The organism is Mycolicibacterium arabiense (genome assembly GCF_010731815.2).
GTDB classification, from domain to species: Bacteria; Actinomycetota; Actinomycetes; order Mycobacteriales; family Mycobacteriaceae; genus Mycobacterium; species Mycobacterium arabiense.
The window spans coordinates 3520083-3534832 of record NZ_AP022593.1; the positions used below are offsets into that span (position 1 = coordinate 3520083).

The following is a 14750-nucleotide window of genomic DNA, read 5'->3' on the forward strand; positions in this document are numbered from 1 at the left end:
GGCTCAAGGGAAGGCAAATCGTGGACGTGCAAGCACACCTGTCGCAGCTAACCTCCGAGAGCCGAGAAGCGCTCGCCGACAAGATCAAAGCCCGCCTCGCGCGGGCCAATGACGTCGCCACGGACCACGACGTCAGCATCATCGGCGGCGGCATCGCCGCACTCACCCTGGCGCTCGAACTCCGCAGCGCACGACCCGGTACGCGTGTCCTGATCATCGAGCCGACGCCGCACCCGGTCCCCGAGATCACCCACACCGTCGGCGAGTCGACCGTCGAGGTGTCCGCGCACTACCTGCGCGACCGCCTTGGGATGGCCGACCACCTCCGGACGTCCCAGATCCGCAAGATGGGGTTGCGGATGTTCTTCTCCCGCGGGGGCAACACCGACATCACCCGACGGGTCGAACTCGGCAGCTCGACGTTCACCTCGCAGACCACCTATCAGATCGACCGGGGCAGGCTGGAGAACGAACTACATCAGCGCTGCCTTGCAGCGGGCGTCGACATGATCGTCGGCCGCGCCCGGTCCATCGACGTCGGCGCCGGCGACAGTCCGCACACACTCTCGATCCAGAGCGACGACGCAGTGACCCGGACGACGGCGCGCTGGGTGGTCGACGCATCCGGCCGCAACCGGACACTGCCCCGCGAACTCGACCTCAAGCGCGACAACGGCCACGCGTGCAATGCGGCGTGGTTCCGCGTCGGCGCCGAGATCAACGTCGGCGAGTGGAGCGACGACCCAGCCTGGCATTCACGCCTGGCCGAGGGCGACCGCTCGTTCTCGACCAATCACCTCATGGGCGAGGGCTACTGGGTGTGGCTGATCCGCCTTGCCTCCGGGGCGACCAGCGTCGGCATCGTCGCCGACCCGGCCTTCCACTCGTTCGACGGTTTCAACACCCTGGCCAAGGCGAAGGCGTGGCTCGCCGAGCACGAACCGCAGTGCGCGGCCGAGGTGGCGAAGTACGACGACCTGATCATGGACTTCCGAGTGATGAAGCACTACAGCCATACCGTGACGAAGGTGTTCGACGGCGGTGACCGCTGGTGCGTCACCGGTGACGCCGGCGTCTTCCTCGATCCGCTGTACTCGTCCGGCCTGGACCTCGTCGCGATCGGCAACGGCCTCATCACCGACATGATCGGCCGCGACCTCGACGGCGAGAACGTGGTCGCCCGAGCGGCGATCAGCGATTCGCTCTTCCGGTCGCTGACCGACATGTGGCTCAACATCTACCGCGACCAGTACGTGCTGATGGGCTCGCCGACGGTGATGTCGGCGAAGGTCATCTGGGACATCGCCTTCTACTGGGGTTTCGTCGGATTCCTCTACAGCAACGACCGGTTCACCCGCGTCGCCGACGACCCGGCCTTCGTGCCGTACCTCCAGGGGCTCATCGAACTCAGCAACCGCATGCAGGCGTTCTTCCGGGAGTGGGCGGCAGTCGAGGGCGCCGAGTCCCCCGTGGACTTCGTTGACCTGTACTCGCCGCTGGACTTCATGAAGACCCTGCATCACGCGATGATCGGCGAGTCGGAGCGGTTCGACGACGACTTCGACGCCAACGCCCGGCTGCTCCGGCAGGTGGCGGGTCAGATGATCGACACCGTGCTCGGGGACAAGTCGTCGGACTTCTCCGACGACGCCGTCATGGCGCAGGTGCAGGCGTGGCAGCGCGACGGTCTGGTACGCGACCTGCGGGCGACCTACCGGCACGAGCAGGCGACCAACCCGATCACGACGGATTGGGTTCTCAGCGCCGCGCCCGCGCACTGACCGATCTGGAACCAGGGCAAGACCGTGCCGACCTCTCCGGGCATCACGCCACGGATGGCGGCTGCGTGCCGCACTATGAATTCAGGCTGTACGGAAGAGGATGAAGGTGCCCGTTAAGCAGGACCGACCAGACCGCGAGCCGTTGGCGATCGTCGGGATCGGATGTCGTCTTCCCGGTGACGTCGGCTCACCGGAGGACTACTGGGAGTTGCTGTGCAACGGGACCGACGCCACCCGCGTCGTTCCCGAGACGCGTTGGACCGCAACGCGATTCTATGACTCGAATCCCGCCAAGGCCGGCAAGATGGTCACCCGCCGGGGCGGGTACCTCGAGGAGATCGACCAGTTCGACGCGCAGTTCTTCGGCATCTCGCCTCGCGAGGCGAACCTGCTCGACCCGCAACAGCGCCTTCTGCTGCAAACCACGTGGGAGGCGCTCGAGGACGGCGGCATCCCCGCGCAGTCGTTGGCCGGCACCGAGGTCGGCGTGTTCATCGGCGGTTTCACCCTCGACTACCAGCTCCTGCAGAACCAGGGCACCACCAGCCGCTTCCGCTTCAAGACCCATTCCGCCACCGGAATGATGATGACGATGCTGGCGAACCGGATCTCCTACGCGTTCGACCTGCGGGGGCCGAGCATGTCGATCGACACCGCGTGTTCCAGTTCCCTCGTCGCGGTGCACCTGGCCGCGCAGAGCATCTGGAACGGCGAGTGCAGTCTGGCGCTCGCGGGCGGCGTGAACGTCATCGTCGGACCCAACACCGCCATCGCGGAATCCAAGAGCGGGTTCCTCAGTGCCGACGGTCGGTGCAAGGCCTTCGACGAGTCCGCCGACGGCTATGCCCGCGGCGAGGGCGGCGCCGTCGTCGTCATCAAGCCCCTCGAGCAGGCGCTGCACGACGGTGACCGGATCTACGCGCAGGTGCTGGGCTCCGCGGTCACCCAGGACGGCAACACCGACGGCATCACCGTGCCCAGCGAGGACGCCCAGCGGTCGGCCATCACGACGGCACTGCGCCGTGCCCGGGTTCACCCGAACGAGGTCGGCTACGTGGAGGCGCACGGCACGGGGACGCCGGTCGGAGACCCCGTTGAGCTGCGCGCCCTCGCCGGCGCGCTCGCGTCCGACCGACCCGCCACCGAGCCGCTGATCGTCGGATCGGTCAAGACCAACATCGGCCACCTCGAGGCCGGCGCGGGCGTGGCCGGACTGATCAAGGCCGCACTGGTCCTCCAACACGGTCACATCCCCGCCAACCTGCACTTCAACAACCCCACCAGCGTCTTCGCCGAACTGAACGTCGACGTCCCGCGGTCGGGTCGCCCGTTCCCGGTCGGCGAGCGACGGATCGCTGGGGTCAATTCGTTCGGCTTCGGCGGTACCAACGCCCACGTCGTCCTCGCCGAACCCCCGACCCGTCAGCCGCAGCAGCCCGACGACCCCGGTCGGCAGTCCGCACCGACGGTCCTGCCGATCTCGGCGCGCAGCGAGGACGCCCTCGTGGCCGTCGCGCAGCAGTTGGCCGACCACGTGCGCGCGCACCCCGACCTCACATTGGCCGACCTCGGCTACAACCTCAGCCAGCGGCGTTCCCACCTCACCTACCGCCGCGCCCTGATCGCCGACGGCATCGACGACGCGCTGGACCAACTCGACGCCATCGCCGCCGGCGGCGGGCACACCTCCGCGGGTAGAACGTCGGCGACCTCGCCCAAGCTGGCCTTCGTCTGCACGGGCATGGGTCCGCAGTGGTGGAAGATGTGCCGCGGTCTGCTCGACGTCTACCCCGTCTTCACCGAGACGGTCATCGCCTGCGACCGCGAGCTGTCGAAGTACGCCGACTGGTCGCTGCTGGAGGAACTCCGGCGCGACGAGGCCGACTCCCGCATGGGTGACACCGAGATCGCCCAACCCGCCAACTTCGCCATCCAGGTCGCATTGGCCGCGCAACTCCGCGAATTCGGCATCGTCCCCGACGCGGTCGTCGGGCACAGCGCAGGCGAGGTCGCCGCGCACCATCTCGCCGGTCTGCTGACCTTCGAGCAAGCCGTCCACGTGATCTACCACCGAAGCCGGCTGCAACAACGGACCAGCGGCCTTGGCCGCATGCTCGCCGTCGGCCTGAGTGCCGAAAGACTGCTTCGGACAGTCGATCCCGCCACGCACGCCGAGTTCGGTCAGCGCGTATCCGTGGCCGCGATCAACAGCCCGTTCGCGGTGACGATCGCCGGTGACGGAGACGTCCTCGACGAAATCGCCCGCCAGCTCGACGAAGCCGACGTGTTCAACCGGTACCTCCCCGTCGCGGTGCCGTACCACACGCACTACATGGACACCGTGAAGGACGACCTCCTCGAGGCGTTCGACGGACTGTCGTCTGCGACCGCGACCATCCCGCTGTACTCCACGGTCACCGGCGAGCAGCTCACCGACTATTCGGCCGGCGCGGCCTACTGGTGGCAGAACACCCGCGCCACAGTGCTCTTCGAGCCCGCCGCCCGTCGCATGCTCGAGGACGGCTACACCCACTTCGTCGAGCTGGGCCCCCACCCGGTGCTCGCGTCGTCCATTCACGAGATCGCCGGAACCCAGGCGGTATCGGTTCTCGCGACGCAGCGACGCAACGGAGACGACGACCGCAGCCTGCTCGAATGCGTTGGCGCGCTGCACGGCAACGGTCACGACCTCGCATGGGAGTCGCTCAACCCACGACGGGGGGCGAACCTGGTCAAGCTCCCCTCCTACCCGTGGCAGTCGAAGCGGTTCTGGAACGAACCGCCGGAGGCGGCACAGGACCTGCACTACGAACCCGTCCACCGGCTGCTCGGCCAATCGGTCAGCGCCGTGCATCCGACCTGGGAGGGCGAACTCAGCGTCGCGACCATCGGGTTCCTGGCGGACCACCAGGTCCAGGGCACCGTCGTGATACCCGGCGCGGTGTTCGCCGAAATGGCCGCCGCGGCTGCATACGAGACGTACGGAACTGCCTGCAGCGTGGACGATCTCGTGCTCCACCGTGCCCTCATCATCGACGACGCCTGCGACCCCCTCGTCAGGACCACGCTCGACGAGGACAAGGGCACCCTGGAGTTCGCCGCGTTCACGGCAACCGGGGACGGCGACTTCAAGTGGACGCTGACCGCGACCGCAGAACTCAACACCCTGCCCCCGTCACCCCCGTCGCGCCCGTACCCGAGCGAGATGAGCGGCACCTCGATGACCGGCGACGAGTTCTACGCCCGTACCCGGGAGATCGGATTCGGCTACGGCGACGCGTTCCGTGCCGTCACCAGCATCGTCGCCGGGGCCGAGTGGGCGGTGGCCGAGATCGACGTCCCCGCCGAGATCGTCGACGAACTCGACGCCTATCACTTCCACCCGGCGTTGGTGGACAGCGCCTTTCAGACGTTGTTCGGCACCAGGTTCGTCGGGGCCGACGGCGAAGGCAGTGCCGGCGGGACCTACCTCCCCACCCGGATCCGGCACAGCGCCGTCTACGGTCCGCCCGAGAAGAGCATGACGGTCCAGGTACGCGTCGTGTCGTCCACCGCGGAGGAGATCGAGAGCGACATCACGGTCGCCAACGGCCTCGGTGAGACCCTGGCCGTCTTCGACGGCTTCACCGTGCAGTCCCTGCAGGCGTCGTCCGCCATGTCGACCGAACGCATCGACAAGGGCCTCTACGAGATGCAGTGGATTCCCGGGTCGGGGGCTTCGGACGTCGACGAGACCTCGGACGGCACAGCCGATCTGGCCTGGCTGGTCCTCGCCGACGACACCGGGCTCGGCGCACTCGTCGCCGCCGACCTGCGGAGCCGGGGCCACCGGGTGAGCGAGGTCGCGCACCGCGCCGTCGACGAACTCACCGAGAGCCAGGACGGCTACGTCGTCGATCCGGCGCGGCCCGAACAGTTCCGCGCCCTCCTCGACGCCCACCTCGCGAAGGAGGGCGACCTCGCGGGCATCGTCGACTGCTGGGCCCTCGACGTTCCGGCCTCCCCGGTCGGCGTGAACGACGAGACGGCCCAGCGAGTCGGCGTCTTCGCGATCCTGCACCTCGTCACCGCGTTGGCCGAACTCGACACCGTCACCCCGCGGCTGCACCTGGTGACGGCGAACGCGCAACCGGCGCTGGGTACCGAGACCTTGGCGGTGGACCAGTCCGCGATCTGGGGGCTCGGACGCGTCGTCGGCCACCAGGAGTTCGCCGCGAACTGGGGTGGACTGATCGACGTCGATGAGGCCGACGACCGCGAACTCACCGCGTCCCGCATCTGCCGTCACCTCCTCGACGCCGACTCCGAGGACCAGGTCGCGATCCGCGGCGAGACGTCGCTGGTCCCGCGCCTGCGGCCGTGCGCCAACCTGACCCGACCGTTCCCCACCAAGCTCTCGGCCGACGCCACCTACGTCGTCACCGGTGGTTCCGGCGCGCTCGGCCGCACCGTGGCCGGCTACCTCGCCGAGCGCGGCGCGCGGCACATCGCGCTGCTGAGCCGGCGGGAGCTGCCGCCCCGAGCACAGTGGCCGGACCTCGAGCCGGAGCACCCGCACTTCCGGACCGTGGAGACCATCCGCTCGATCGAACGGCTCGGCGCCGAAGTGGTCTGCGCCAGTGTCGACGTCACCGACGCCGCCGGGGTCGAGACGTGGCTCGCCGACCACGTTCGCTCGGGCGGCCGGCCCGTCCGCGGCGTCGTCCACACCGCGGGATCGGTCGACGACCGCCTGCTGGTGAACACGACCGAAAGCGACTTCACGGCGGTGATGGCCCCGAAGGTCACCGGAACCCGGGTACTGCACCACGCCTTCGAGTGCCACGATCTGCAGTTCTTCGTCATGTTCGGGTCCGCGGGGTCGGTCGTCGCCTCCCCCGGGCAGGGCAACTACGCCGCCGCCAACGCGTTCCTCGACGCGTTCGCGTACTACCGCCGTGCCCAGGGGCTTCCCGCTCTCACCATCGGGTGGGGCCCGTGGTCGGTCGGAATGGTCGAAGAACTCAAGCTGGAGCGGATCTACGCCCAGCGCGGCATCGAACTCATCACCCCGCGGGCCGGCGCACGCATCCTCGACCGGCTCATCAACCAGAAGACGCCGACCGTCACCGCGATCACCGCCGACTGGGGCCGCGCGCGGCAGATGGGCCTCGCTGGCCAGCTGCCGCCGATGTTCTCCGAACTCGAGGTGCTCGAACCGTCTCTCGCCGACGGCGAGGCAGGATCGTCGATACTCGACGTCCTCGCCGAGACCCCGGAGGAAGGTCGACTCGACGTGGTCACCGAGCAGGTGCGCCGCAGCGTCGCGGCGATCTTCGACTGTGCGGTCGCCGAGGTCGAGGTCGACGAGACCCTCGACGACGTCGGCCTCGACTCGCTGATGGCGATGGAGTTCCGGATGCGCATCAACGCGATGTTCGCCATCGACATCCCGGTACTCGAGATCCTCAAGGGCGTGAGCGTGAACTCGCTCGCCGCCCGCGTGCTCGGCGAACTCGAACTGCCACGCGCCGGCGAGCTGTCGGCGCCTCCGGCCGACGACCCCGACTCGGCCGCCGACGTCGAGCAGCTCGTGGCCGGGCTCTCCGACGACGAACTCCGCGAACTGCTCGCCGAACTCGAGGCCGACGGGTCTTGACGAACCCCGACCAGTCGATTGCCGTGCAGGTGCGCGGCATGTCGAAGTCCTACGGGCGGTTGCATGCCGTCCGGGAACTGGATCTCGACGTCGCCTACGGCGAGGTGGTCGCCATCCTCGGGCCCAATGGCGCGGGCAAGACCACGACCATCGAGATCCTGGAGGGTCACCGTCGGCGCGACGCCGGGCACGTGCGCGTTCTCGGCGAGGACCCGGGCAACGCCGGCAGGGGCTGGCGGTCGAGGATCGGCATCGTGCTGCAGGAGGCCAGTGACTTCGGGATGCTCACCGTCGCCGAGACGGTGACGATGTTCGCCAAGTGCTACGGCCGGGTCCGGGAATCCGGGGAGGTGCTCGACCTGGTCGGTCTCGGCTCGACGTCCGGGTCGAAGGTCAGGACGCTGTCCGGTGGGCAGCGCCGCCGGCTCGACGTCGCCCTCGGCATCATCGCGATGCCCGAACTGCTGTTCCTGGACGAACCGACCACGGGATTCGATCCAGAGGCCCGACGCCAATTCTGGGACCTCATCAGGTTGTTGGCGCGCGACGGCACCACGATCGTGCTGACCACCCACTACCTGGAGGAAGCAGCGGCTCTGGCGGATCGCGTCGCGGTCATCGCCGGCGGCCGCGTGGTCGCGGTCGATTCGCCGACGCGGCTTACCGCACATGCGAACTCGGCCGCGACGGTTCGGTGGGTGCACGACGGCGAGGTCCACGTGGAGGAGACCCACCACCCGACCGAGTTGATCAGGCAGCGGTCCGCAGGCGGCGTCGAACTGGGACAGCTGACCGTCACCCGGCCGACGCTGGAAGACGCGTATCTGCGCCTGATCGGGCTGCAGTGATGGCCGCCGAGCGTGCCGACAACTCGACGCAGCCGCGGCACCGCGCCGACGCCGCGGAGTCCGCGCTCCCGTCCCCGCTGCGCATCGGGTTGTCGCGCGTCGTCCCCGAGTTGAAGATGTTCTACCGGCGGCCCGAACAGTTGGCCCTGACGTTCTCGATGCCCGCGGTCATCTGCATCCTGCTGGGCTCGATCTTCTCGGCGAAACTGCCCAACAGCGAGACCAGCACCGGCGCCGTGATCGCCGCGAGCATGCTCGCCTACGGGATTCTCTCCACGTCGTTCATCAACCTCGGCATCAGCATTGCCGCCGACCGCGAGAGCGGCGCGCTCCGTCGACTGCGCGGCACTCCCGCGACCGCGTCGTCCTACTTCATCGGCAAGGTGGCGCTGGTCGCCATCGCGAGCCTCGCCGAGGCCGTCATCCTGCTGCTGGTCGGAGTGTTCGTCTTCAAGCTCCGGTTGCCGACCGGCGTCTTCGAATGGTTCACCCTCGGTTGGGTTTTCGTCCTCGGCATCACCAGTTGCTCACTGCTGGGCATCTTCGTCAGCAACCTCGCCAGCAACGCGGTCTCCGCCGCCGTCATCACCAACGGCCCCGCGGTCGGCCTGCAGTTCCTGTCGGGCACCTACGTGCCGCTGATGGTGCTGCCCATGTGGATGCTCACCATCGGGTCCATCTTCCCGGTGAAGTGGATGGCCCAGGGGTTCCGGTCGGTGCTGCTGCCGCCGGAGATGGTCGTGTTCGAACCGGCGGGCACGTGGGAGCACGGGAGGATCTTCCTGGTGCTGACTGCCTGGAGCGTCCTGGGCTTGATCTGCTGCCTGCGCGTGTTCCGCTGGTCCGACAAGACCTGACGTCAGCCGAGATACTGCGCGGTGGTGCCGCCGACCGGCATCTCGGGCATGCCCAGCTTGCGGTGATCCCAGCTGCGCAGGCGCGACGGCACCACGCGAATGGCGATGCGGTTGTTCATCATCTGGTCGACGAACGGCTTCATCTCGTCGGTATAGGGCCCGGTGTAGCGCTCCCACACGCTGACCCCGACGCGGTGCAGCAGATCCGGGTCGTCGTCCACGATCTCGGCCGTGCCGTCGATGGAGACGCCGCGCAGGGTGTCGTACGTGAGGCCGTCCTCGATCATCACCGTGACGGTCGGGTCGCGCCGCAGGTTGACCGCCTTCTGAGACTTGGCCTTGGTCTCGAACCAGATCTCACCGTCGAGCACGGCGTACCACATGGCGACCAGGTGCGGCCGTCCGTTGGGCAGCACCGTCGCCATCGTCGCGGTCCTGCTGTGCTCGATGAACTCGGCGATCTGCTCGTCGGTCATCACGATCTTGCCGCGCTCGTTCTTTCCCATGATCAATCCTTACCAGGAGACCCTGCGCCGCCCGGCACGAGGACCTCCGCTGCCACGACCGTCACCGGGATGCCGTTGAGGGCGCCGTTGCCCGACGGCTCGTCGAGGAAGTCCGGCGGCGACAGGACGTTCGTGTTCACCCCGGGCGTGGAGTTGGCGACGCCCAGGCGCGTGCCCGCCTTGCCGTGTCCCCAGCCGTGGGGCATCGACACCACGCCCGGCTTGATCGCGTCGGTGACCTCGACCGCCACCTCGATGCGCCCGCCGGACGACTCGACCGCCACCAGTTCGCCGGTGTGCAGTCCACGGCGTGCCGCATCGTCGGTGTGCATCAGCAGGGTGCAGCGGTCCCGCCCCTTCATCAGCGGACCCACGTTGTGCAGCCAGGAGTTGTTGGACCGCAGGTGCCGTCGGCTCACCAGCACGAGGTCGTCCGGGTCGCGGGTGAGGCGCCGAGCAAGCCGGGGCAGGTCGTCGAGCAGGTACTCCGGTGCCAGGCGGATCTTCTGGTCGGCGGTGCCGAGCACCTCGGGCACTCGCGGGACCATGTGTCCGTAGTTGATGCCGTTGGGCGCTGCCTTCAGCTTCTCCAGCGTCAACCCGTCCGGGTTCTCCTCGTAGCGGTCGCCGAACGGCCCGGTGCGCAACGTCAGGTCCAGCGTCCGCTCGGGCCCGCCGTGGTCGTAGTGCTTGCGAATCTCGGCGCCGTCGAGCCCCTGGGTGAAGCACAGGTAGTCGAAGAACCCGTCGTCGATGGCGGCGACGTCGACGTCCTCCGCGGGTGTCCCGGTGCACAGCCCGGTGAGACGGATGAGGATCTCCCACTCGTCGCGCGCATCGGGGTCGGGCCTGCGGAACACCGGCGGCGAGTAGTTCGCCACGGAGTTGACCGCGAAGTTGAGGATGAGGTCGTCGTGGTGCGGCTGTTCCAGCGGTGACGGTCCGGGCAGGATCACGTCGGCATGGCGGGTGGTCTCGTTGAGCCACAGGTCGATCGAGATCATCGCCTCCAGCGTCGGCAGCGCCTCGTCGAGGAGGTGGCCTGCCGGCGTGGACAGCACGGGGTTGCCCGCCACGGTGATGAGCGCCTTGATCTGGCCCTCGCCGGGAGTGGCGATCTCCTCGGCCATGCACGACACCGGCACCTGCCCCAGCACCTCCTTGGCGCCGCGGACGCGGGTGCGGTACCGACCGAACTCCGGCACGCCGTCCTCGAGGCCGGGGATGGGTTGCACCGTCACCGACCACGCCGCCGGCGTCGGGAACATGGCGCCACCCGGCACGTCGAAGTGGCCGGTGAGCACGTTGACGACGTCGACGAGCCAGCTGGCCAGGCTGCCGAACTCCTGATTGCAGGTGCCGATCCGGCCGTAGACCACCGCGCGGGGTGTCGTCGCGAGTTCGCGTGCCAGCCCCCGAATCCGTTCGGCCGCAATGCCCGTCGCCTCGGAAACGCGTTCGGGCGCCCAGTCGGCGACCACCTGGCGGAGCACATCGACGCCGTCGAGGTACGGCTCGATCGTCCCGAGATTCACCAGCCCCTCGTCGAACAGCGTGTGCGCGACGCCGAGGAGCAACGCCGCGTCGGTTCCCGGGGTTATGGGCAGCCACGCGTCGGCGCGGTCGGCGGTCGCCGTGCGCACGGGATCGATGACGATGACCCTTCCCCGCTTGCGGATCGCGCCGATCAGACCCATGACGTCGGGTGCGGCCAACAGCGACCCCTGCGACGCGGCCGGGTTGGCGCCCATGACGACCAGCAGATCGGTGCGTTCGACGTCGGGCACGGGGAAGCTCCACCAGCCCCCGTACATCAGGTGTGACGAGAGATTCTTCGGCCACTGGTCGATGGTGCCGGGCGAGTACGTGATGGGCATGCCGGACATCCCGAGCAGGATCCCGGCGTAGCGCGCCAGTGAGAACGAGTGCGCCAGCGGGTTGCCGGTATAGGCGGTGACGGCGCCGATCCCGTGCTTCTCGATGACGGGTGCGAGTAGCTCGGTGCAGCGGCGGAAGGCGGTCGGCCAGTCGACCTCCTGCCACTCGCCGTCGACCTTGACCATCGGCATCCGGATCCGGTCGGGGTCTTCGTGCACAGCGCCGAGCGACGCGCCCTTGGGGCAGATGTGCCCGCGGCTCCACACGTCCTCCCGGTTGGGCCGGACCCCGGCGACGTGGCCGTCGCGAACCTGAATTTCCAACCCGCACATGGCTTCACACAGCGGGCAGGTGTAGAGGTGCAACCCGTCCTGGCCGACGAAGGCCAGTTCCCGGTTCAGTCCGTTCGTCATCGAAGTGCCTCTCGACGTCGTTTGGGTGACAGACGTTTGTCGTGACAGACTGTATCGACAACGCGAGCGGATGGAGGGCGAATGGCGGACGTCGACGCAGCGCCACGACACCGCAGGCAAGGTTCGCGCCGGGACCCGGCGATCGACGAGGCGGTGCTGGCCACCACCCGCACCCTGCTGATCGAGCGGGGATACGCCGCGACCACCATCGACCTGATCGCCGCAACGGCCGGTGTGAGCAGGCCGGCGATCTACCGGCGCTGGACCTCCAAGGCCCAACTGGTCCACGAGGCGGCGTTCCCCGACCTGGGGCCCGAGGCGCCCGAGAACGACTTCGCGGCCGAGGTCACCCGACTGTGCCGCGGCGCGATCCGCATGTACGGCGACCCGGTGGTGCGCGAGGCCATTCCCGGCGTGCTGGTCGATCTGCGTTCCGACCGGCGGATGCGCCGGCTGCTGAGCGACCGCCTGGAGGCCGCGGCACGCAGCCAGTTGGCCGAACGACTGGACGCCGCGGTGGACGAGGGCACGGCCCGAGCCGTGGACGCGGACACGCTGATGGACGTCATCGCGGGCGGCGCGTGGTACGCGGTGTGCGTGCGACGGGTCAAGGACACCGACCGCGCCGGACGCGACCTCGCCGAACTGGTGTTGCGCGGCGTGCTGAGGTGAGGGTTACGCGGTCCGGTCCAGCAGCGGCAGCAGCGCCTGGCGGCGAGCGCCGTTGACGTCGGCGAAGTAGCGCAGCCCTTCGCGAACGGAGCGCGCGACCGCGCAGTTGAGGTCTTCGCCCATCAGCCCGATGCCGTCGACGAGTTCCTCCGCGGCGACCAACACCCAGTCCACGCCGGCCGCCTGGCAGGCGTCGTCGACGAAGTAGAGCAGGTCGCGGCATTCCGGACTGGCGGCGTCGACGCCACCGAGATCGAGCAGCACGTCGTCCTCGAGCACGTGGCGGCCGACCCGGGCGGCCACGAAGTCCCAGTTGTCCGAATCGACCCCGCCGCTGACGCTGACGACCGTCGCGAGCTGCCGGCTGTAGGCCCGGACCAGTGCGCGGTCGCATTCGTTGGAGGAGGTGCCATAGCTGAAGTCTTGGATCATGGTGGTCATGTCGCCCCCGTCTCGTCGTTGACGTCAACGCTAGGGCGCAAAACTAAGGCCTTGGGGAACGGCGTCTAATGGACTGCTAAGAGCGGACTTTCAGTAGTTCGCCCCTGGCGAGAAAGTCGATGACCGGGCGTTTGAGTTCCCCCGACCGGGGTATTGACTGGGGTCGCGCCCCCGATGACGACGATCTCGACCCCCAGCTCAGCCGGTCCGAGGGTTAATCTCTGTTGGCTCACCTCAGGACCGACAGATCGTCAGGACATGATTCGACGCAGCGCAGTGTTGATGGCGGTCGCCGCCTCGTGTGTGGTGCTCCTCGTCGCCGGCTGCTCGTCGGTCACGCAGGGCCGGGCGGTGTCGAATCTCTACGATCCCTTCCGCGCAGGTGGACTGCTCGCCGAGGACGGGCCCAGTGGCGTCAAGGACGACTCCCCCGACCCGACCGGCGAGGTGCAGAACGGTGACGGTGGCGACGTCGACCGGCTCGCCCTGCTGTCGGTCAACGACATCGTCGAGTTCTGGCAACAGAACTACGCCGGCGCGCTCGCCGGCCAGTTCACCCCCATCGAGAACCTGCTGTCCTACGACTCGGAGGATCCGTCGAGCCCGGCGGTGTGCGGCACCGGCACCTACGACGAACCCAACGCGTTCTACTGCCCCGGGGGCGACATCCTGGCGTGGGACCGCGGCGTCATGGTGCCCATCGGCCGCGAGTTCTTCGGCGACGTGTCGATCGCGGCGCTCATGGCGCACGAGTACGGGCACGCGATCCAGCACATGGCCGGTCTCGTCAACGATGACACCCCGGTGATCGTCCTGGAGCAGCAGGCCGACTGCTTTGCGGGCACCTACATCCGCTGGGTCGCGGAGGGCAACTCCCCCCGATTCGACCTGTCGACCGGCGATGGGCTGAATCACGTTCTCGCCGCGGCGATTACGTTGCGCGACCCGATTCTGGGCCCGGACGACCAGGATCTGCTCGAGGACGGCCACGGCACCGCGCTCGACCGCGTGAGCGCCTTCCAGATGGGCTTCATGGCCGGGGCGTCGGAGTGCGCCGCCATCGACTTCGACGAGATCGCGCAACGGCGCGGCGACCTGCCGATGGAGTTGCCGCTCGACGACTCCGGGGGCGTGCAGACCGGCGAGGTGCCACTCGACGAGGGCACCCTGTCCCTGCTGATGGACGTGCTCGGCGAGGTGTACCGGCCGGCACAGCCGCCGACGCTGACGTACGAACCCGCTCCGTGTACCGACATTCCGCCCAGCCCTCCCGCGTCGTATTGCCCGACGACGAACAGCATCTGGGTTGACCTCGGCTCGATGCAGCAGCTGGGTTCTCCCGCCGACGAGTCGAATTACGTTCTGCTGCAGGGTGACAACACGGCCCTGTCGGTGCTGACGTCGCGGTACGCACTCGCCGTCCAGCGCGAGAACGGCGACCCGCTGGACACCCCCGTCGCCGCACTGCGGACCGCCTGCCTCACCGGCGTCGCCCAGGCCGCGATGGCCGGCTCGATCGCCACCCCCGACGGCCGGACCCTGAGCCTGACCGCCGGCGACCTCGACGAAGCGGTCGCCGGGCTGCTCACCAACGGTATTGCGGCGAGCAACGTCGAAAGCCAAACCGTGCCCGCAGGCTTCACCCGCATCGTCGCCTACCGGTCGGGCCTGTCCGGCGACCGCGACCTCTGCTACGCGCGCTTCAAGTAGCCAGTT

The 14750-nt window shown here is 68.5% G+C and carries 9 protein-coding genes; 6 read left to right on the forward strand and 3 right to left on the reverse strand.

Annotated elements, in window-relative coordinates; translation table 11 throughout:
• Positions 1 to 26: 26 nt before the first annotated feature.
• From G6N61_RS18465 to G6N61_RS18480, 4 genes are all read left to right on the forward strand, one after another.
• The gene (locus tag G6N61_RS18465) at positions 27 to 1781 is read left to right on the forward strand and encodes an NAD(P)/FAD-dependent oxidoreductase (protein WP_163924923.1); all 1755 of its coding nucleotides are present in this window, start codon (positions 27 to 29) and stop codon (positions 1779 to 1781) included.
• A gap of 100 nt (positions 1782 to 1881) precedes the next feature.
• Positions 1882 to 7419 (forward strand): type I polyketide synthase, encoded by a 5538-nt coding sequence (locus G6N61_RS18470; RefSeq protein ID WP_163919828.1) that lies wholly within the window; start codon positions 1882 to 1884, stop codon positions 7417 to 7419.
• Between the two features lie 38 nt (positions 7420 to 7457).
• Positions 7458 to 8267 carry an ABC transporter ATP-binding protein gene (locus G6N61_RS18475; protein WP_163924924.1) on the forward strand — a complete coding sequence of 270 codons (810 nt, stop codon included), beginning with the start codon at positions 7458 to 7460 and terminating at the stop codon, positions 8265 to 8267.
• Positions 8267 to 9124, forward strand: coding sequence for an ABC transporter permease (locus G6N61_RS18480; protein ID WP_163919829.1), 858 nt, complete (start codon positions 8267 to 8269; stop codon positions 9122 to 9124). Before G6N61_RS18475 ends, G6N61_RS18480 begins: the two co-directional genes overlap by 1 nt.
• 2 nt (positions 9125 to 9126) lie before the next feature.
• On the opposite strand, the gene G6N61_RS18485 is transcribed toward G6N61_RS18480, so the two are convergent.
• Together G6N61_RS18485 and G6N61_RS18490 are read right to left on the reverse strand one after the other, a co-directional pair.
• Positions 9127 to 9630, reverse strand: a complete 504-nt coding sequence (locus G6N61_RS18485; RefSeq protein WP_163919830.1) for a pyridoxamine 5'-phosphate oxidase family protein — start codon at positions 9628 to 9630, stop codon at positions 9127 to 9129.
• Between the two features lie 2 nt (positions 9631 to 9632).
• Positions 9633 to 11921 (reverse strand): molybdopterin-dependent oxidoreductase, encoded by a 2289-nt coding sequence (locus G6N61_RS18490; RefSeq protein ID WP_163919831.1) that lies wholly within the window; start codon positions 11919 to 11921, stop codon positions 9633 to 9635.
• An 81-nt stretch (positions 11922 to 12002) separates the two neighbouring features.
• Here G6N61_RS18490 and G6N61_RS18495 point away from each other — a divergent pair, with 81 nt between their 5' ends.
• Positions 12003 to 12593, forward strand: a complete 591-nt coding sequence (locus G6N61_RS18495) for a TetR/AcrR family transcriptional regulator (RefSeq protein ID WP_163919832.1) — start codon at positions 12003 to 12005, stop codon at positions 12591 to 12593.
• Positions 12594 to 12596: 3 nt separating this feature from the next.
• On the opposite strand, the gene G6N61_RS18500 is transcribed toward G6N61_RS18495, so the two are convergent.
• The gene (locus tag G6N61_RS18500; protein ID WP_163919833.1) at positions 12597 to 13034 is read right to left on the reverse strand and encodes an anti-anti-sigma factor; all 438 of its coding nucleotides are present in this window, start codon (positions 13032 to 13034) and stop codon (positions 12597 to 12599) included.
• Between the two features lie 258 nt (positions 13035 to 13292).
• Between G6N61_RS18500 and G6N61_RS18505 the strand changes: the two genes are divergently transcribed.
• Positions 13293 to 14744, forward strand: a complete 1452-nt coding sequence (locus tag G6N61_RS18505) for a neutral zinc metallopeptidase (protein ID WP_163919834.1) — start codon at positions 13293 to 13295, stop codon at positions 14742 to 14744.
• Positions 14745 to 14750: the final 6 nt, after the last annotated feature.